This window comes from Edaphobacter bradus, from assembly GCF_025685645.1.
Taxonomy (GTDB): domain Bacteria; phylum Acidobacteriota; class Terriglobia; order Terriglobales; family Acidobacteriaceae; genus Edaphobacter; species Edaphobacter bradus.
In genome coordinates, this window is record NZ_JAGSYF010000002.1 from 1,182,296 (window position 1) to 1,200,299 (window position 18,004).

At 61.9% G+C, this 18,004-nt stretch carries 11 protein-coding genes; 6 read left to right on the forward strand and 5 right to left on the reverse strand.

What is annotated here, in order from left to right:
- Nucleotides 1-8 precede the first annotated feature (8 nt).
- Nucleotides 9-1,571 carry an ATP-dependent protease ATPase subunit HslU gene (hslU, locus tag OHL16_RS11130; RefSeq protein ID WP_263367194.1) on the forward strand — a complete coding sequence of 521 codons (1,563 nt, stop codon included), beginning with the start codon at nucleotides 9-11 and terminating at the stop codon, nucleotides 1,569-1,571.
- 331 nt (nucleotides 1,572-1,902) lie between these two features.
- Here the strand turns inward: hslU and OHL16_RS11135 are convergent, their stop codons facing one another.
- Complete coding sequence (locus OHL16_RS11135) at nucleotides 1,903-2,238, reverse strand: hypothetical protein (RefSeq protein WP_263367195.1); 336 nt, start codon at nucleotides 2,236-2,238, stop codon at nucleotides 1,903-1,905.
- 409 nt (nucleotides 2,239-2,647) lie between these two features.
- On the opposite strand from OHL16_RS11135, the gene OHL16_RS11140 reads away from it, so the two are divergent.
- Entirely contained in the window at nucleotides 2,648-3,643 is a 996-nt protein-coding gene (locus OHL16_RS11140; protein WP_263367196.1) for an alpha/beta hydrolase, read from the forward strand.
- Between the two features lie 305 nt (nucleotides 3,644-3,948).
- Nucleotides 3,949-6,879, forward strand: a complete 2,931-nt coding sequence (locus OHL16_RS11145) for a TonB-dependent receptor (RefSeq protein ID WP_263367197.1) — start codon at nucleotides 3,949-3,951, stop codon at nucleotides 6,877-6,879.
- Nucleotides 6,880-6,973: 94 nt separating this feature from the next.
- On the opposite strand, the gene OHL16_RS11150 is transcribed toward OHL16_RS11145, so the two are convergent.
- Complete coding sequence (locus tag OHL16_RS11150; protein ID WP_263367198.1) at nucleotides 6,974-7,432, reverse strand: winged helix-turn-helix transcriptional regulator; 459 nt, start codon at nucleotides 7,430-7,432, stop codon at nucleotides 6,974-6,976.
- A 112-nt stretch (nucleotides 7,433-7,544) separates the two neighbouring features.
- Between OHL16_RS11150 and OHL16_RS11155 the strand changes: the two genes are divergently transcribed.
- Together OHL16_RS11155 and OHL16_RS11160 are read left to right on the forward strand one after the other, a co-directional pair.
- A complete protein-coding gene (locus tag OHL16_RS11155; RefSeq protein ID WP_263367199.1) occupies nucleotides 7,545-8,318 on the forward strand; it encodes an SDR family oxidoreductase in 774 nt (257 codons plus the stop codon).
- Nucleotides 8,319-8,514: 196 nt separating this feature from the next.
- Nucleotides 8,515-9,432: an NmrA family NAD(P)-binding protein gene (locus OHL16_RS11160; protein ID WP_263367200.1), complete on the forward strand. Its 918-nt coding sequence runs from the start codon at nucleotides 8,515-8,517 to the stop codon at nucleotides 9,430-9,432.
- Nucleotides 9,433-9,589: 157 nt separating this feature from the next.
- Here the strand turns inward: OHL16_RS11160 and OHL16_RS11165 are convergent, their stop codons facing one another.
- From OHL16_RS11165 to OHL16_RS11175, 3 genes are all read right to left on the reverse strand, one after another.
- The gene (locus tag OHL16_RS11165) at nucleotides 9,590-10,585 is read right to left on the reverse strand and encodes a transaldolase (RefSeq protein WP_263367201.1); all 996 of its coding nucleotides are present in this window, start codon (nucleotides 10,583-10,585) and stop codon (nucleotides 9,590-9,592) included.
- A 77-nt stretch (nucleotides 10,586-10,662) separates the two neighbouring features.
- Nucleotides 10,663-11,505: a fumarylacetoacetate hydrolase family protein gene (locus tag OHL16_RS11170; protein ID WP_263367202.1), complete on the reverse strand. Its 843-nt coding sequence runs from the start codon at nucleotides 11,503-11,505 to the stop codon at nucleotides 10,663-10,665.
- A gap of 36 nt (nucleotides 11,506-11,541) precedes the next feature.
- Nucleotides 11,542-12,627: a fibronectin type III domain-containing protein gene (locus OHL16_RS11175; RefSeq protein ID WP_263367203.1), complete on the reverse strand. Its 1,086-nt coding sequence runs from the start codon at nucleotides 12,625-12,627 to the stop codon at nucleotides 11,542-11,544.
- A gap of 342 nt (nucleotides 12,628-12,969) precedes the next feature.
- Between OHL16_RS11175 and OHL16_RS11180 the strand changes: the two genes are divergently transcribed.
- Entirely contained in the window at nucleotides 12,970-17,481 is a 4,512-nt protein-coding gene (locus OHL16_RS11180) for a choice-of-anchor D domain-containing protein (protein WP_263367204.1), read from the forward strand.
- Nucleotides 17,482-18,004: the final 523 nt, after the last annotated feature.

The window sequence follows — 18,004 nt, forward strand, 5'->3', positions numbered from 1 at the left end:
CCCGCATCATGGCAATCTATCTACCCGGAACCGCAGAAGATCAGGCCCTCGCACTCGATGAGATGACTCCACGCGAGATCGTCGCCGAGCTGGACAAGTATGTCGTCGGTCAGCAGGCCGCCAAGCGCTCTGTCGCCATCGCGCTGCGCAACCGCATGCGCCGCCAGAAGCTCGCGCCTGAGTTGGCGGACGAGATCATGCCGAAGAACATCATCATGATCGGGCCCACGGGTGTCGGTAAGACGGAAATTGCGCGGCGGCTTGCGAAGCTCACCAACTCGCCGTTCCTCAAGGTTGAGGCCTCGAAGTTCACCGAGGTCGGCTATGTCGGCCGCGACGTCGAGTCCATCGTGCGCGACCTGGTCGAGATCGCCATCGACATGGTGCGCGAAGAGAAGATGGAGGAGGTCGAGGACAAGGCCGAGCTTGGCGCCGAAGACCGCCTGCTCGATCTGCTGCTTCCACCGACGCCTGTCGCAGCCACCGCCGCGGCGGTCACGCACGAGCCCGGCTCAAATGTCATCCAGCTTCCCGCTGTAACGCCTGAAGGCGACGAGAAGCCAGGTGAACGAGAGCAACGGACCAGAGAAAAGTTGAGACAGCAGTTCCGCGAGGGCAAGCTGGACGAGCGCATCGTCGAGCTTGATGTCCGCGACCGCAACACGCCGAGTTTTGAGATCATCACCAACCAGGGCACCGAGGAGATGGACATCAACCTCAAGGACATGCTCCCGGGGCTCTTCGGCCAGCGCACCAAGAAGCGCAAGATGAAGGTCGCCGAGGCATTCGACTACCTTGTGCAGGAGGAAGAGAACCGCCTCGTCGATATGGACCAGGTCACGCGGCTCGCTGTCGAGCGCGTCGAGGATTCCGGCATGGTCTTCCTCGACGAGATCGACAAGATCGCCGGGCGCGAGGGCGGACACGGGCCCGACGTCTCGCGCGAAGGAGTCCAGCGCGACATACTGCCGATCGTCGAAGGCACGACGGTCAACACGAAGTATGGCATGGTCTCGACCGACCACATTCTCTTTATCGCTGCGGGAGCGTTTCACGTCTCGAAGCCGAGCGACCTCATCCCTGAACTGCAGGGCCGTTTCCCCATCCGGGTCGAGCTGCAGTCGCTCACCGTCGAAGACTTCGTCCGCATCCTTACCGAGCCCAAGTCGTCGCTGGTGAAGCAGTCGGCCGCGCTGCTCGAGACGGAAGGGCTGAAGCTCGAGTTCACCAAAGAGGCGATTCAAGAGATGGCGCAGTTCGCATTCCGGGTCAACGAGACGACGGAGAACATCGGCGCGCGCCGCCTGCACACCATCCTCGAGCGCGTGCTGGACGAGATCAGCTTCCAGGCGCCGGACCTCTTCAAGAGCCCGCGCGCCGAGGCGACCGAAGAGGGCGTCGTCGCTCAGGTCGCAGCGTCAGCCGGCCAGGTGGCTGCGCCGCCGCTGCCGGTCATCGAGCGCCAGACGAGCACAGGCACGGAGAAGGTCATCGTCGTCGATCCCGAGTACGTCCGCCAGCAGGTGGCCACGATCGTGAAGGACCAGGACCTGTCGCGGTACATCTTGTAGTCTCGTTGCCGGTTGTCCGTGCGTTACGGCTGGGGGCCTCCCCTCCCCCTGTTTTTGTGCAAAGTATTCAAACCAGATGCTTTAGCTTTGGACCTCCAAGCGCACGTTTCGTGCCATTCTTCATAGAAGCAGAAAGCCCGGCGGTTGCCGGGCTTTCTGCTGTCCTCAATTTAAGGTTATCAGTGGCGTCAAGCGCGGGTTGTGGAAATTGAATGATGTCTCCAAACATTTGGCCATATTGAAACGAGGACCCCACCCATGTCGCAATAAAACCGCGCCATGAAAGGGACACTCGATTTAGTAGCTTGGTTTGATGGGTGGGCCCCTAAATTCATTTGTTCAAGTTGAGGGTCGTCAGGTCGGATGGGTAGGCCTTCCTTGGGGGTGCGAGGCTTTCGGTGTCGGGGAAGCGGCGGAGGATGGTTTCGATGGCTCGGTCGGTCTGGGTGCTGTCGATGTGGGGGAGGACGCAGGTGACTGGGTCGTGGAGGACTCCCTGGTGTTCGACGTAGAGGCCACTTGGGTGTGGCGCGTCTTCTCCCCCTCCTCCCCATGCTTCGCGGAACTCGAGGTTGTAAATGGAGGCTCTGGGGATGGAGGACGGACTATATCCGTCGGGGGCGTGGCCGGTGCTGATCAGGTCGAGATTCGTAACGGTTAACGTCACATGGGTACCTCGGAAGCGGCTGATGAGATCGCGGACGATGCTGAACGCTGCGAATATACCGAAAGCTGCCCGTAGAAGGATTGAATCGCTTGATCGAAACAGGAAAAAGCCAAAGGCGCCGGTGACTGCAAGACTGAGCAGAAGTCGACCAAGATTTCTTGCTTCATGGGTCTGAAAGACGAGGCCTTCAGGAGCTTCACGGATACTGAGCGTCGCGGGCACGAGAAGGATTTTAGAGCATTGGGTTTTCGCGGCGGCGAAATTGCCCATCTTAGCGCCTGCTGGACTCCACCGAGCACGATTAACCATTTCGGGGCTGTTGCGGAATAGCGAAGCTGATATCGTTTGTGGCATGCTCCCGCGACCAGTTTCTCTTCTTTCTATTGCTCCAGTTCTTCTCTGTGGCTCGATGCTGCGAGCGCAGCAGTCTGTTCCGCAGACGAACACGAGCACGCTGGATACTGACGGCACGGCGCACATTACGCGGGTGATTCCCGTGCCTCCGTCGCTGAGTCAGGAGGCGAAGGCGGTTTTGCGGCGGGCTGATCGTGGCGGTGAGGAGACGCTGGCGCAGCGGCGTGCGGGGACGGATGCGTGGCAGGCTCGTGCGGGTGAGGCTTCGCGGAAGATGTATCCGGTGAATATCAAGGATGCGACCATCGGCGGGGTTCCGGTGCGCGATGTGACTCCGCTGGATGCTACTCCGCAGCATCCCGATCGTGTGCTGCTCAATGTCCACGGAGGCGGCTTCAGCGTGGACTCGGGTTCTCTGACTGAGAGCATTCCGATGGCGAACTTGACGCATACGCGCGTCGTCTCGGTGCTCTACCGTCTCGCCCCGGAACATCCCTTTCCCGCGGCCGTCGATGACACCGTCGCCGTCTATCGTGAACTGCTGAAGACGTACAAGCCCGCGCATATTGCTCTGTACGGCACTTCCGCCGGCGCGATTCTTTCGGCCGAGGTCGCCGTGCGGCTGAAGCAGCTCGGCCTGCCGCTGCCCGGCGCGCTCGGCGTCTTCTCCGGCATGGGCGACTTCAGCCAGGCTGGAGACTCTGAGGCGATGTACGGCCTTAGCGGCCTGACTGGCGCGCTGCCGCTGCCTGACGGCAAGCCGATTCTCCCGGAGTATATCGGCTCAACCGATCCCAAAGACCCAGTGCTCTCGCCCCTATACTCCGACCTCCGTGGTATGCCGCCTGCGCTCTTCATCACCAGTGGGCGTGACCTTCTGTTGAGTGGCACGACAATCCTCCATCGCGCTTTTCTGCGCAGCGGAGACGACGCTCGCCTCGTCGTCTTTGAAGGCCTCCCCCACGCCTTCTGGAATGATGTCAGTCTGCCTGAAACGAAAGAGGCCTACGGCCTGATGGCGAACTTCTTTGCGCAGCAGCTCTCGCGCTAGAGAGTCCGATCAGGCCCGGCCGACGCATCAATCAGCTCAAGATCCCCACGCAAAGACGCTCCAGCGGAATCGAAGCTTAAATCAAGCTTAAGAGGGCTTTATGCGCTTGTCACCGGATATTAACTCTAGTGCAAAGTACAGTGCCTAGCGTTGGGAAAGTCCTCTGCTGCTTCTCGATCAGTCATGGAAGCATGCAAGACACCGAGCACGACGTCTCCGAGATCAACCCCTTCAATCATTCAAGAAGTCGTGGAGTCACCATGTCTTTCAGAGTTCCTGCAAAACATATTGCCAGTGCCGTGTGCATGCTTTTCATTCTTAGCTTGCTGTGCATCACAGGAGCAAGCGGACAGACTGGGAAGGGCGCTGTTGCCGGCACCATTACGGACACGAGTCAAGCCGTACTGCCGGGTGCCCTCGTCGAACTCTTGCCATTGGGAAAGAAGGTTGTATCAGATACCCAGGGTCAATTCAAAATCACCGACGTGGCTCCGGGTGAGTACACCCTCTCAGTTTCCTATATCGGGTTCAGGTCGCTTACTACTGCCGTAACGGTCTCTAGCGGACAGGTGACGAAAGTAGACTCCGCGCTGAAGGTTGGTTCGCAGACCGATGAGGTTCTTGTCTCCGGCGAGCGCTTACATGGTCAAGCCGAAGCAATTAACATCCAGAGAACCGCAGAAAACATTGTGCAGGTCCTTCCCGCTCAGGTCATCACCAGTCTCCCCAACACGAACATCGCTGACGCGGTTGGCCGTCTTCCAAGCGTGACGCTGGAACGCGATGAGGGCGAAGGCAAGTACGTTCAGATCCGTGGAACCGAGCCGCGCCTTAGCAACACCACCATCGATGGCGTCAACGTTCCCTCTCCCGAAGGCAATGTCCGCAACATCAAACTCGACGTCATCCCGTCCAGTCTCGTGGATCGCATCGAGGTAAATAAGACGCTGTCAGCGAACCAGGATGGCGATGCCATCGGCGGTTCGGTGAATCTGGTGACCAAGTCTGCGGGTGACCGGCCCACGTTTACGATCGGAGCACAGGGCGGCTATACGCCGATCCAGGATGGTCGCTGGCTCAATTCCTTCGACGCGACGTACGGAAGGAGGTATGGCGCGAAGAAGAAGTTTGGATTCCTGCTGGGCACGACCTATGACTTCAATGGACGCGGCATCGACGACCTGGAGCCTTTGCCGGTAGCGGGTACGGATGATAACGGAAACAATGTAGCTTATTTCGCGACAGCGGACCTTCGCACTTACAAGTACTACCGCACTCGTTACGGCTTTGCCGGCGGCATGGACTACAACTTCAACGACAAGGTGAACGCCTATGTGAAGGGGTTGTACTCGGACTTCCATGACTACGGAGACACATGGGTTTATTCTCCGACGGGAAGCAGCTTTACCGACGCCACTGGCGCGACCATTAACATGGTCCACTCCGTTAGCGGCTCCAAAGCGAACTTTTACACTTCAGCGGAATGCGACGCCTACAACGCCGCGAACCCCTCTCTGCCACAATGCTCTGCCGGCAATATGGCGTTCCGGCACTATATCCGGCGGCCGGACCAGCAGATCTTCAGCGTGCTGACGGGACTCCATCAGGAGATCGGAGGAGCAACACTGATCACCTATGAATTCGCAGGCTCACGATCGCACAATATCGGAGGGCAGGATTTTCCGACGACCAACTTCAACGGTCCGAACGTGGACTTCCAGGGCGACTTCAGCAATCCACGCCGGCCACAGTTCAATGCGCCCAACGGGATGTCGTTGGCAGGAACGTCCATCTACGATCCAACGCAGTACACCGTCGGCAAGACCCTTATTCCCCACTACCACAGCACACAACTCAACTTCCAAGGCGCGCTTTCGGCTGCGCGTAGCTACAACGTTGCATCGCACTACGGCACGCTGGAGTTAGGCATCAAGATACGGAACGCGCACAAGACGCAGTTCCAGAACGATCAGATCTACAAATCGCCGTCCCCTATTCCGCTGAGCAACTTGCTGAGCGTACAGACAGCACCGAACTATTACGACAACTCCTATAAGTTCGGACATCTCACGGACTACAACAAGATCGTCAGGCAACTAAACCAGACGCCCGGAGCGTTGGGGCCGGTGGACGTGGACGCTAGCCGTATCCAGTCAGATCCTGCCGTCTACGCAGCGAACGAACGCGTGTACGCAGGTTATGCGATGAACACCATTGGAATCGGCAGGTTCAGGTTCCAGGCCGGACTCCGCATCGAAGCCACGGACACTACCTACAATGCGAACCAGGTACTGCTGAACAATGGGGCGTATGATTCCACGGTTCCGATCACTGGAAGTTCGGGCTACATCAACATCCTGCCAAGTGTCCAGATGCAGTACCGGGTTGACAACAACACCACACTGCGTGCGACGTACGGGCGAGGCATCTCGCGGCCCAACTTTTCCGACATTGTGCCGTCGCAGCAGGTTGACCCGAATACGACCCCTCCCAGCCTGGTACGAGGCAATCCGGGGTTGCAGCCGACCAGCGCGAACAACTACGACGTCCTGGTGGAGCATTTCTCGAAGTCTCTCGGACAGGTGCAGGCGGGGTTCTTCTACAAGGACCTTTCCAACCCGATTTACCCCACTGCCTTCGTGATCAGTGATCCCACCTCCCCGTTCAATGGTTACCGCGTAAACCAGGCGATCAACGGCCCGAACGGCCATATTCTTGGCTTCGAGGCGGCGGTGGAGCAACGGCTGTCTCGTCTGCCGGGGTTGTTCAATGGCCTCGGGGTTTCGGCTAACTACAGCTACACCAGTTCACAGGTCAACTTCCCCACCGGCTTCGGCGGCGGCAGACCCGATCACCCGTCCCTCCAACGCCAGGCGCCCAACACGTACAACGTCGGCATGACCTACGACAAAGCGCGCTTCTCAGGGCGCTTTGGCCTCAGCCATAACGACGCAAACATCTATGCCTACAACTACTCCGGCGATGCGACCGCCATCAAAGATCCGGTTATCGGGTTGAAGGGCCCCGGAGGCGATGTCTACCTCTACGCACACACCCAGTACGACGTACAAGGCAGCTATCGTTTGGTGAAGGCACTTCAGCTCGTCGTATCCGGGCTGAACCTCAGCAACGAGGTCTTCGGTTTCTACCAGGGAAGCAAGCAATATCCCATCCAGCGCGAGTACTACCATCCCAGTGTCATATTTGGATTGCGCTGGAACTCGTCGGCCGAGTAGAACCAAAGTCCTTCTAATTAGGAACAAATGCGCCGGGGGCATCCTCCGGCGCATCTTTTTCTGGAGTGATTCGCTGACGGAATCGTGACAGATTTTACGTCGGGTTAGTCGGCGTATCGATGACAAGATCGATATCGTCTACGCCGAGTGACTCGCCGCTTGCACTTCGTACCTCAAGCTTCGCGAGCGGTTTGTGATTCTTTGCATCCACGAGCCTGCTGTGCGTCTCGCCGGGGCAGAACATGAACTGCGCTCCCCACTGGCCCAACGCAACGAGCGTCGGCAATAGCGCTCTCCCTTTTTCGGTGAGTTTGTACTCCTGATAGGCGCTGCCGTCCGAGGCTGGGACGACCTGAAGCACGTCGGCTTCGACCAGCCGCTTCAGCCGCGCGCTCAGGATGTTCTTCGCCATGCCGAGCCTGCGCTGGAAGTCGGAGAAACGCTTCACTCCGCTCATGGCGTCGCGGACAATCAGCAGCGACCACCACTCGCCGATGACATCCAGCGACCGGGCCACCGGGCAAAAGCTGGTTTCATTCGACTTGTGCTTCATAGCAACCTCATGGAGTCATTTTATCAAGACTAGTTGCATCTTGAAACTACCTGCTTACATCAAAACCCTGGCTGCAAGATTTCCAAGTAATCCTCAGGAGAGAAAAGACGCAATGAGACTTCAAGGCAAAAAGGCATTTATCACCGGGGGCAATAGCGGTATCGGATTCGCGACGGCCAAGCTGTTCGTCGAAGAGGGGGCAGAGGTCTTCATTACTGGCCGCAACCAGGAGACGTTGGACGAGGCGGTCAAGCTGCTTGGTGCGAACGCACATGGCTTTCGCGCGGATGTGACTGACTCCGCCGCCCGCAAGCAGGTCTTCAAGCAGATCGCCGACCAGTTCGGCAGGCTGGATGTTGTCTTCGCCAATGCCGGTATTGGCGGCAATACTCCGGCGGGCACCACCACCGAAGAGCTTTTCGAACAGATCATCAGCACGAACCTCACTTCGGTTTTCTTCACCGTGCAGGACTCGCTGCCTTATCTCAATGAAGGCGCGTCGATCATCCTCAACGGCTCGGTCATCGGAACGCTGGGTCAGCCCGCTTATGCGGCCTACGCGGCTTCGAAGGCTGGTCTTCGCGCGCTGGCCCGGTCGCTCGCGGCCGATCTTTCTCCGCGAAGCATCCGGGTCAACGTTGTGGCTCCCGGAGCGACCAAGACTCCCATTTGGGGCCGCAATGGCCGCACGCAGGAACAGCTGAACGGACTCGAACAGCAACTCTCGAAGCTCATTCCGCTCGGCCGAATGGGCGAGGCCGAGGAGATCGCGAAGGCCGTGCTCTTTCTGGCCTCGGATGATTCCTCCTATGTGCAGGCCGTCGAACTGTTCGTCGATGGGGGCTTCACGGGAACGCCGTTTGGCGGAGCAGCCGGACGCCTATAATTCGCCATGACGAACCCTTTGCGAGAGGGCAGAAGTACTCTGCTTTTTCGGGTGCACTAAGGATCTCGGGCCCACCGCACTCCACACCCCTGCTACAAAGCGTGTAGTTATCACAACCGCATCTATTCCTGCTGGTGGACGCTCGCATGGAACAAATCTGTCTTTCGATTGAGGTAAACGCATAGGAGGAAGAAACATGGCAAATCCCATTCTGGTCACCGGCGCGGCGGGTCGCGTTGGCGCGGTAGGGCGCACGGTCACCGAACAGTTGTTGAAGCAAGGCAAAGCGGTGCGTGCGATGGTGCGAAAGGAAGACGAACGCGCGCAGGCGTTGCGTGACATGGGCGCGGAGGTCGTGGTCGGCAATCTGCTAGACCTCGATTCGATGCACAAGGCGATTGCCGGCGTCGAGACGATGTATTTCGGCATGTCGGTTTCGGATACCTACCTGGAGGCAACCGTCAATGCGGCGGCGGTGGCGAAGCATCACGGCGTGAAGGCGTTCATCAATATGTCGCAGATGACGCTCGCGCAGATGAGCATTACCGAAACCACCCCGAGCCCGCAGCACAAGCAGCACTGGCTCGCCGAGCAGGCGCTGAACTGGTCCGGTCTCCCCGTCGTACACGTGCGGCCCACAGTGCTTCTCGACGGCTTCTTCCTGATTCTCACTCCGGAGTCAGTCAAACAATCAAATCAGATCAAACTCCCGTTCGGCGACGGCAAGACTTCGCCGGTCTCGGTGGAAGACGTCTCACGTGTACTCGCCGCCCTTCTCGTCAATCCGCAGCCGCACATCGGCAAGACCTATCACCTGACCGGCCCGCAGTCCGAGAACATGCATTTCTATGCACAGGAGTATTCGAAGGCTCTTGGCCGCACCATCACCTTTCAGGACATTCCCGTCGAGCCGTGGCGCGACGCGCTGCTCAAACTCGGCTTGCCGGTTCACCTGGTGAACCACCTCGCGACGATGGCCGATCTGCACCGCGCGGGACGTTACGACCGGATGTCGGACGACGTGCTCACGCTAACGGGGCAAGGGCCGCTGAGCGTGCGGGAGTTCGTCAGTAAGAATGCCGCGACATTCAACGCATCGGCAAAAGAGGCCTGAGTGTCTGCGGATGCTCGCATTCAACAAAGCTGACTTTCGATTCAGGTGAATCGCACAGGAGGAAAGAACGCGGAGCAGCCGGACGCGGATAAATCCCATGCTGTCAGCAAAAAGATCGCGCCTAAGCGCGGTCTTTTGTCTTGAAGATTGTGGAAGGTTAGCGAGCAGTAGCCGGTTCGCCGATCTCGGAGAGCCGCTTCACAAGCGAGACCTCCAGGTCTTCGAGCGCCTTCGAGAAGCCTTCGATGCCTTCCTTCAGCTTGTCGCTCGCCATGCGGTCGGCGGCGTGCATCTTGTCGAAGGTGGCTTTGTCCATCGGAATCTTGTCGATATTCATGCTCTTCGCCTTCTCGGCGTCAAGCATGCGCTCGAGCGTTCCCTCGGTCGACTGGAGTTCGCCGAGCAGCTTGGGTGCGATGGTGAGCAGGTCGCAGCCGGCCAGCTCGATGATCTCGCCGGTGTTGCGGAAGCTCGCGCCCATCACGACGGTCTTGTAGCCGAAGTGCTTGTAGTAGTTATAGATCTTCGTGACCGACTGGACGCCTGGGTCGTCGGCGCCGTGGTAGTCCTTGCCGGTGTCTTTCTTGTACCAGTCGAGGATGCGGCCGACGAAGGGCGAGATGAGGGTGACGCCGGCCTCGGCGGCGGCGACGGCCTGGTGCAGGCCGAAGAGCAGCGTCATGTTGCAGTGGATGCCTTCCTTCTCGAGGATCTCGGCGGCGCGGATGCCCTCCCACGTGGAGGCGAGTTTGATAAGGATGCGGTTGCGCGAGATTCCCGCCTTCTCGTATTGCGCGATGATGTCGCGGGCGGTCGCGATCGACTTCTCCGTGTCGTACGAGAGGCGGGCGTCGACCTCCGTGGAGACGCGGCCCGGGATGATCTCGAGGATTTTCAGACCGAAGGCCACGGCAAGCGATTTGAAGGCTGCCGCAGCAACTTCCTTGTCCGACGCCTTCGGGCCGGATGACTCACGTGCCTGCTTGAGGACGTCATCGACGATCGATTGATACTGTGGCATCGCAGCAGCGGCTGCAATGAGTGAAGGATTCGTGGTCGAATCCTGCGGCCTGTATTGGTGGATAGAATTGATGTCGCCGGTATCAGAGACAACGGTGGTCATGCCACGAAGCTGTTCGAGTAACGATGCCATTGTGTGCTCCTTCGCTGCTTTGATTTGATTTTAGCAAGCTCTGCCGGGTTGCGTTGCAATAGCTCCTCGCTGGAGGATTACTCTGCTGTGAATGTGTTTCTAAGGACTCCGAGGCCGTCGATCTCGACTTCGACGACGTCGCCGGGCTGGACGGGGCCGACTCCGGCGGGTGTGCCTGTCGGAATGATATCGCCTGGCTCCAGTGTAATGGCGGTGGAGATGTAGCGCAGCAGGAACGGGATGGAGAAGATCAGGTCGGCCGTCGAGCCGTGCTGTTTGACCTCGCCGTTGAGCCGTGTGGTGACGGTGACGGGTGTGCCGCCTGTCTCCTCTGGCCCGATGGGGTCGATCTCGTCCGGACCCTGCATAGCGACAATGGGGCCTACGGGGCAGAAGGTATCGAAGCCCTTGCCGCGGGTCCACTGACCATCGCTCTTCTGGAGGTCGCGCGCGGTGACGTCGTTGGCGATGGTGTAGCCGCGGATGTAGGGGCGGACGTCCTCGCCGTGACCGAGCTTCGAGCAGCGGCGGCCGATGACGATGGCCAGCTCGCCCTCGTAGTCGACGCGTTTGGAGAGTGCGGGCATGCGGATGATGCCGTTGGAGGCGAGCAGCGACGATGGAGGCTTGAGGAAGAGCAGCGGTTCTTTGGGGACCTCGTTGCCGAGTTCGGCGGCGTGCTCGCGGTAGTTGCGGCCGATGCAGAGGATCTTCGAGGGCGTCACCGGCGCGAGAAGCTCGAGGCCGGCGAGCGGCGTTGGATGGAACTCTCCGGGAGGAGGCGCGAGACGGGCAGCAAGGTCTTCCGGCGGAGGCTCCATTGGGCGGACGGCCCAGACAATGCCTTCGCGAGCTTCCACAAGGGCATAGCGCGGGATACGGTCCGCTCCTTCAGTCGAGAGATATCGGCAGTACTTCATCTTGCTCCTTGGTGTGCAGTGCGGGAGGTTCCTGCTTCATTCCTGGTTCGCGGTCTCTTCGACCTCGTGGCTGGGCTGGCTCTCGTTTCCGGTTGTGTCGATGGCGGTCACGCGGTAGGTGTAGGCCTGGCCGCCGGTTGCGGTGCTGTCGGTGAACGCCGGGCCGACCACGGGGCTAGCCGTGAGCTTCTGCCATCCGGCGGCGGCGCGGCGGTAGACGAGGTATCCGGCGAGGTCGGTGTCGGGGAGCGGCTGCCAGGAAAGGTCGATCGATCCGGCGGCTTCGCCGGGTACGGCGGCTAGTCCCGCGGGCTGCTGCGGCGGGAAGGTGTCGGCGATGCGGACGGTGACAGCGCCGGAGGGGGCGCTGCGCAGCTCAACGGTGTGGCCTTCGAATGTGACGGAACGGACCCGCTGGGCGCGGTAGCTGTAGGTCTCGGTCTTGCGCGCGGTGCGGTCGAGCGTTCCGCCGCGGTCGGAGACGTCCTTCGGGGTCTGGAGGCGGAGGCTGGCGGGCTCGTCGGGGCTTAGCCGCAGCGGAGACTTCGGGGCTGCGGGCTTCGCTGGTGTTCCGGTCTTGCTGAAGGCAGGCGGCAGCGTGCGCTCAAGCTCGACCCATGAGGCGGAGGCTGGCTGAGGCTGCCACTCGATGGTGGCTCCCTCGCGCGAGGGCTCCGCGCGGAGGCCTTCGACCGGCGCCGGCGCGGCTCCGGCTGCGGCGTAGGCCGGGTGCGACGGGCCGGCGGCGCGGTCGTTCGCGTTGAAGATCTGCACCTGGTAGGCGATCAGCGTTTCTGGGTCGGAGGTCAGGGCTGCGGGCAGCGCGTCGGTTGCCTGCGAAGGGCCGGGCTTGACGTGCAGCCGCGTCACGGGAGTGCAGATGGGGTGTGGCCGCGTGGGAGCCGTCTCCCGGCAGATCTGCGCGGTCAGCGGGCCTTTGACGCCGAGGCCGTCGGTGGTGTTCGAGGGCGTCGTCCAGCGGAGATTCACCTCGTCGCCGACGCGCTCGGCGGCGAGGTCGGTGACGGTCCTGGCGAGGTTCAGCGATGGCGGCCGCGGCGGTCCGGGGCTGGCGCAGGCCGCGAGAAAGGGCAGCAGAAGAGTGGCCGGGCCGATGGCCATCCAGTACCTGCGGTGAGGCGGTGAAGTCATCATTGCCAGCCTAGCATTGTCAGCGAGTCGGGAGTCAGCAAGTCAGGGAGGTGTTGGCTGCGGGGCTGTGAGTCCCCCGCCTGTTGGGGAACTGACGGCTCAGAGCTATCTGAAGCCCTGTTCACTGATATGCGGAAAGATGAGAGACCTCTTATCGCTTCTGGGGCGGGTATGGTTTTTAATCTGCATTCGATGTTGACGCAAGCGGATTGAGCCTTGAGCATCGAGGCAGACATCAGCAGAGCCGCACACGTGTCTTCAATGGGCCCGAACTCTTCCCTTCCAATAGAATCTCGCCGTTGCTGCGCCGCATTGGCGCGGCTGGTTGCGCTGATGGTTTGCGGGTTGGCTGCGTCTGCGTGGGGGCAGTCGCCGCAGATGGGGACGGGGGTTGAAGGTCAGGCAGCGGTGAGAACTGCGGCTCCGGCTCAGCGGGCGCAACGGTTTCTCCGCGGGCGCACGATGGCGAATGCGGCGCCGGGCGCGCAGGCGCTGATGGAGGCGCGGGCGCAGCATGCGATGCTGCTGAGTCAGCAGAGGCTTCAGCCTCGGCTTACGGGGTTGGGTGCGGCGTGGCAGGCGGTGGGGCCGGGGCAGGTGGCGAGCCTCAATTACGGCAATGTGACTGGGAGGGTGACCTCGGTTGCGATCGATCCGGCGGATGCCTCGGGGAACACGGTGTATGTAGGGACGACGGGCGGGGGAGTGTGGAAGTCGACCAATGCGGCGGGGCCTGCGGGGAGTGTGACGTTTTCTCCGCTGACCGATACGCTGCCGGTCTTCAGCGCGAATGCGGGGACGGCGGCGATTCCTTCGCTGAGCATCGGCGCCCTGAGCGTGGCTAACGGCGTGATGCTCGCGGGGACGGGCGATCCAAACGATGCGACGGACTCGTTTTATGGCAGCGGCCTGCTGCGCTCGGTCGATGGCGGCGTGACGTGGACGCTGATACGGAATGCGGCGGGCGGGGCGAGCAGCTACAGCTTCGTGGGGCTGGGCCTTGCGGGATTTGCCTGGAGCACCGCATCACCGGGGACGGTGGTGGCGGCGGTGTCGCAGGCGGCTGAAGGCGTGCTGGTGAATGCGGTGAACGGGACGGACAGCGTGATGGGGCTGTACTACTCGACGGACTCCGGCGCGACGTGGCAGATGGGCGTGCTCGTGGATGGCAGCGCGACAGTGCAGACTCCACTCCCGACGGGCGGGAACCATGGAGGCAATGCGGCAACGGCGGTGGCGTGGAATCCGGTGCGGCAGAGGTTCTATGCGGCGGTGAGGTACCACGGGTACTACGAGTCGGTCGATGGTGTGACGTGGACGCGGCTGACGCAGCAGCCGGGGACGGGGCTGACAATGGCGGCGTGTCCGTCGAATCCGGAGCTGGCGGGTAGCCCGGGGTGCCCGATCTTTCGCGGGGCGCTGGCGGTCGAGCCGGTGACAGGAGACATGTTCGCCCTGACGGTGGATGGCGGGAATCTAGATCAGGGGCTCTGGCAGGACGTGTGTGCTTCGACGGGGTCGGGGTGTACCGGGAATGTGGCGTTCGGGAAGCGGCTGAACTCGGCGGCGCTGGAGGCAGGCGGTGGGAGCACGGCGATTCTGCAGGGCGACTATGATCTTGGACTGGCGGCGGTGCGAGTAGGGTCGGGAGGAGCGCAGGATACGCTGCTGTATGCGGGGACGGTGGACCTTTATCGCTGCTCGCTGGCGGCGGGATGCGTGTTGCGGAATACGACGAATGCGCTGAACGGGTGTGCGGCTCCGGCGAAGGTGGCTCCGGCGCAGCATGCGATTGCCACGATGGCGACGGCGGGGCAGCCGCTGGTATTTGTGGGGAACGATGGCGGGCTTTGGCGGTCGGTCGATGGAGTGAACGAGTCGGGGACGCCGTGCTCGGCTACGGACGCGAGTCACTTTGACAATCTGAACGGCGGTCTGGGGTCGCTGGCGCAGGTGGTGAGCTTTGCACAGGACCCGGTGAGTCCGGGGACGTTGCTGGTGGGGCTGGGCGCGATTGGTACTGCGGCGACGGGTTCTGCGGCGGCGAGAGGGGCGTGGCCGCAGGTCTCGGCGGGCGAGGGCGGGCTGGTGGCGATCGACCCAAGTGCGCCGTCGCAGTGGTATGTTTCGACGGCGGCGGGAGTGAGCATCCGGCAGTGCTCGAACGGGAGCGGGTGCGGGGCGGCTGACTTTGCGGGGGCTCCGACCATTGGGGCGGCGCAGGTGGATGAGGACGCATCGGCGATTGATGCTCCGTGGATGCTCGATCCGGCGCTGGACTCGGATGTGATTGTAGGGACGTGCAGGGTTTGGCGCGGGCCGGCGGGGAGCGGGGTGCTGTGGTCGGGGTCGAACGCGATCAGCAGGCTGCTGGGCGGGACTCGAGGGACGGCGTGCGGGACGGGGAATCCGGTGCTGCGGTCGCTGACGGCCGGAGGCGCGGTGAGCGGGGCGACGGCGCCGCAGAATGCGGGGTCGCAGGTAATCTACGCAGGGATGGCCGGGGCGCTGGATGGCGGTGGGAGCGCAGGCGGGCATCTGTTTGGGACGAAGAACGCGGGAACGGCGGGCAGCGCGACGGCGTGGACGGACCTGGCGGCCTCGCCGGTGAGCAACGATGCGGCGGACCAGGGAGTGTTCAATCCGGGTGGGTTTGATGTGTCGTCGATTGCGGTGGATGGACACGATGCGACGGGCGGGACGGTATATGCGACGGTCATGGGGTTTTCGGGGAACGGGGTTAATGCGCCCAAAGTCTACCGCTCGGCGGATGCGGGGGCGCACTGGACGAATATCACGAGCAATCTGCCGAATGCTCCGGCAAACAGCGTGGTCGTGGACCCGAATGATGCCAATACGGTGTACGTGGCGATGGACACTGGGGTTTATGTAACTACACAAGTTATAAGTTGTTCGATGGCGAACTGCTGGAGCGTTTATGGGACGGGGCTGCCGAATGCTCCGGTAGTGGAACTCGCGGCGGCGCAGGGGATGGCCACGGGGGATGGGCGTGCGGGCGAGCTGCGGGCGGGGACGTATGGGCGCGGAATCTGGGAGATTCCACTGCTGACGGCGGCGACGGCGGCGCAGCCGGGGATGACAGTGAGTCCGGGGTCGCTGAGCTTTGCGAGTCAGGCGGTGGGGACCGCGAGCGCGGCGCAGACTGTGACGGTTACAAATTCCGGAAACGCGCCGCTGCTGGTGAGCCGGGTGGCGGTCACGGGGGACTTCAGCGAGACGGATAACTGCGCAGGCACGTCGATTGCAGTGGGCGGGAGCTGCACGGTGGAGGTGAGGTTTCTGCCGACGGCGACGGGGAGCCGCGCGGGCGTGCTGACGGTGTATGGGAACGTTGCGGGCGGGCAGGCGACGGCGGCGCTGAGCGGAACGGCAACGGCTGCGGGCGCGGTGGTGCTGAGTCCGGTGATGGTGAGCTTTCCTGCGACGACGGTGGGGGCGGCAAGCAATGCGATGAATGTGACGGTCTCGAACACCGGCGGGAGCGCGGTCGAACTGCGGACTCCGGAGGTGAGTGGGGATTTTGCGATTGCGGCGAATACGTGCGGGGAGACGCTGGCGGCGCAGACGGGATGCACGGTGGCGGTAGTCTTCAAGCCGACGGCTTCGGGAGCGCGGCAGGGAACGCTGACGGTGACCGATGACGCGGGGACCCAGACGGCGGCGCTGAGCGGGACGGGGACGCTGCCTGCGACGGATGGACTTGCGCCCGGGGCGCTCACCTTTGCAGCGCAGCAGCTTGGCATGGCGTCTGCGGCCCAGCAGGTGACGCTGTCGAACACGGGAGATGTGGCACTGACGCTGATCGCGGCCTCGACGAGCGGGGACTTCAGCGTGGTGAACGGCTGCGGAAACTCGCTGAATGCGCATGCGAGCTGCGAAATGAATGTGGTCTTCAACCCGAGGAATGTGGGACAGGAGAACGGCGTACTGACGGTGTCGGATGAGTACCGGACCCAGACGGTGGCGCTGAGCGGCGTGGGGGTGGCTCCGCCGGGCGTGTCGCTGGCGCCAGCGTCGGGGCTGAGCTTTGCGGCGACGGGCGTAGGGCTAAGCTCGGCGGCCCAGACGGTGACGCTGACGAACAATGGCGGGTTGCCGCTGTCGATCAGCGGCGTGAGCGTGACGGGGGACTTTGCGATTGCGGCAGGTGGAAATAGCTGCGGCTCGACGCTGGCGCCGAACGCGGCTTGTACCGTGCAGGTCGTGTTTACCCCGACGGCGGGCGGGGCGCGGGCCGGGAGCCTGGTGGTGACGGATAATGCCCCGGCTTCGCCGCAGTCGCTGCAGCTGAGCGGGGCGGGCGTGGACTTTACGCTGGGGGCGAACGGTGCGGCGTCGGTTACGGTGACGAGCGGGCAGAGCGCGGTGTTTCCGCTGGTGCTGAGCTCGGGCGGGAACGTGAGCGGCATAGTGACGTTGAGCTGTTCGGGGGCTCCGGCGAATGCGATGTGCACGGTGACGCCGGGGACGGCGACGCTTGGGGCACAGACGACGGTTTCGGTAACAGTGCAGACAGGGGTGACGACGACGTCTTCCTCCGCGACCGTGAGAAAGGCGCTCTGGTTCGCGTTGATGATGCCGGTTGGGCTGCTGGCCTTGCGACGGAAGCGGCTGGCGGCGTTGCTACTGTGTGTGGTGATGGCTGCTGCGGGGTGCGGGTCGGGGAGGTTGATTCCGGGGTCGGGAAGTCCGGGAGGGCCAGGTGGGTCTTCGGCTACGCCTTCGGGGAGTTATGGGATTGTGGTCTCGGGGGCTAGTGCGGGGTTGGTACGCACGGTGAATCTAACTTTGGTGGTGCAGTAGGCGTTTGGATTTCTGTGAGTCGCCCCGAACATCACGCGAATCCCACATCTTTTGGCGACTCATTGTTCTTTGTCGAATAGTTCTACCTCGTAGGGGGGTGGCTCTGCATCGTATACGCTTGTTGACTCAGGCGCGCCTGGTCCGGGCGGATGCACACGAAAAGATCAGTGCTCCCGTACATGAAATGTAATTCGCGAATGTGGGTATCCGGGGACGGACCGGGGCACCTCTCGGACCAAGGTTTGGTTGAGATCACGAGGTACTTCCCTGTACGGTCATTAGACGCTGTCCCCTTCAAACTGACGCTTCCCAGCGGATGCCTGGTACCGCTCGGTGCTTCCTCCTGCCTGGCAACGGCAAGGTTCCACCCTTCGGGCGACTTGGATGGCATAAGTTCGTACATTCCTGCGGGCACCCTGAGGCCTTCCATCCATACTGCTGTTCTGCTGTAAAACACAACTGCGGTATGCTGCGGGTCCCTCGTGGTATTGGGGACTTCGTCTAGAAGTTCGCGACCATCGAT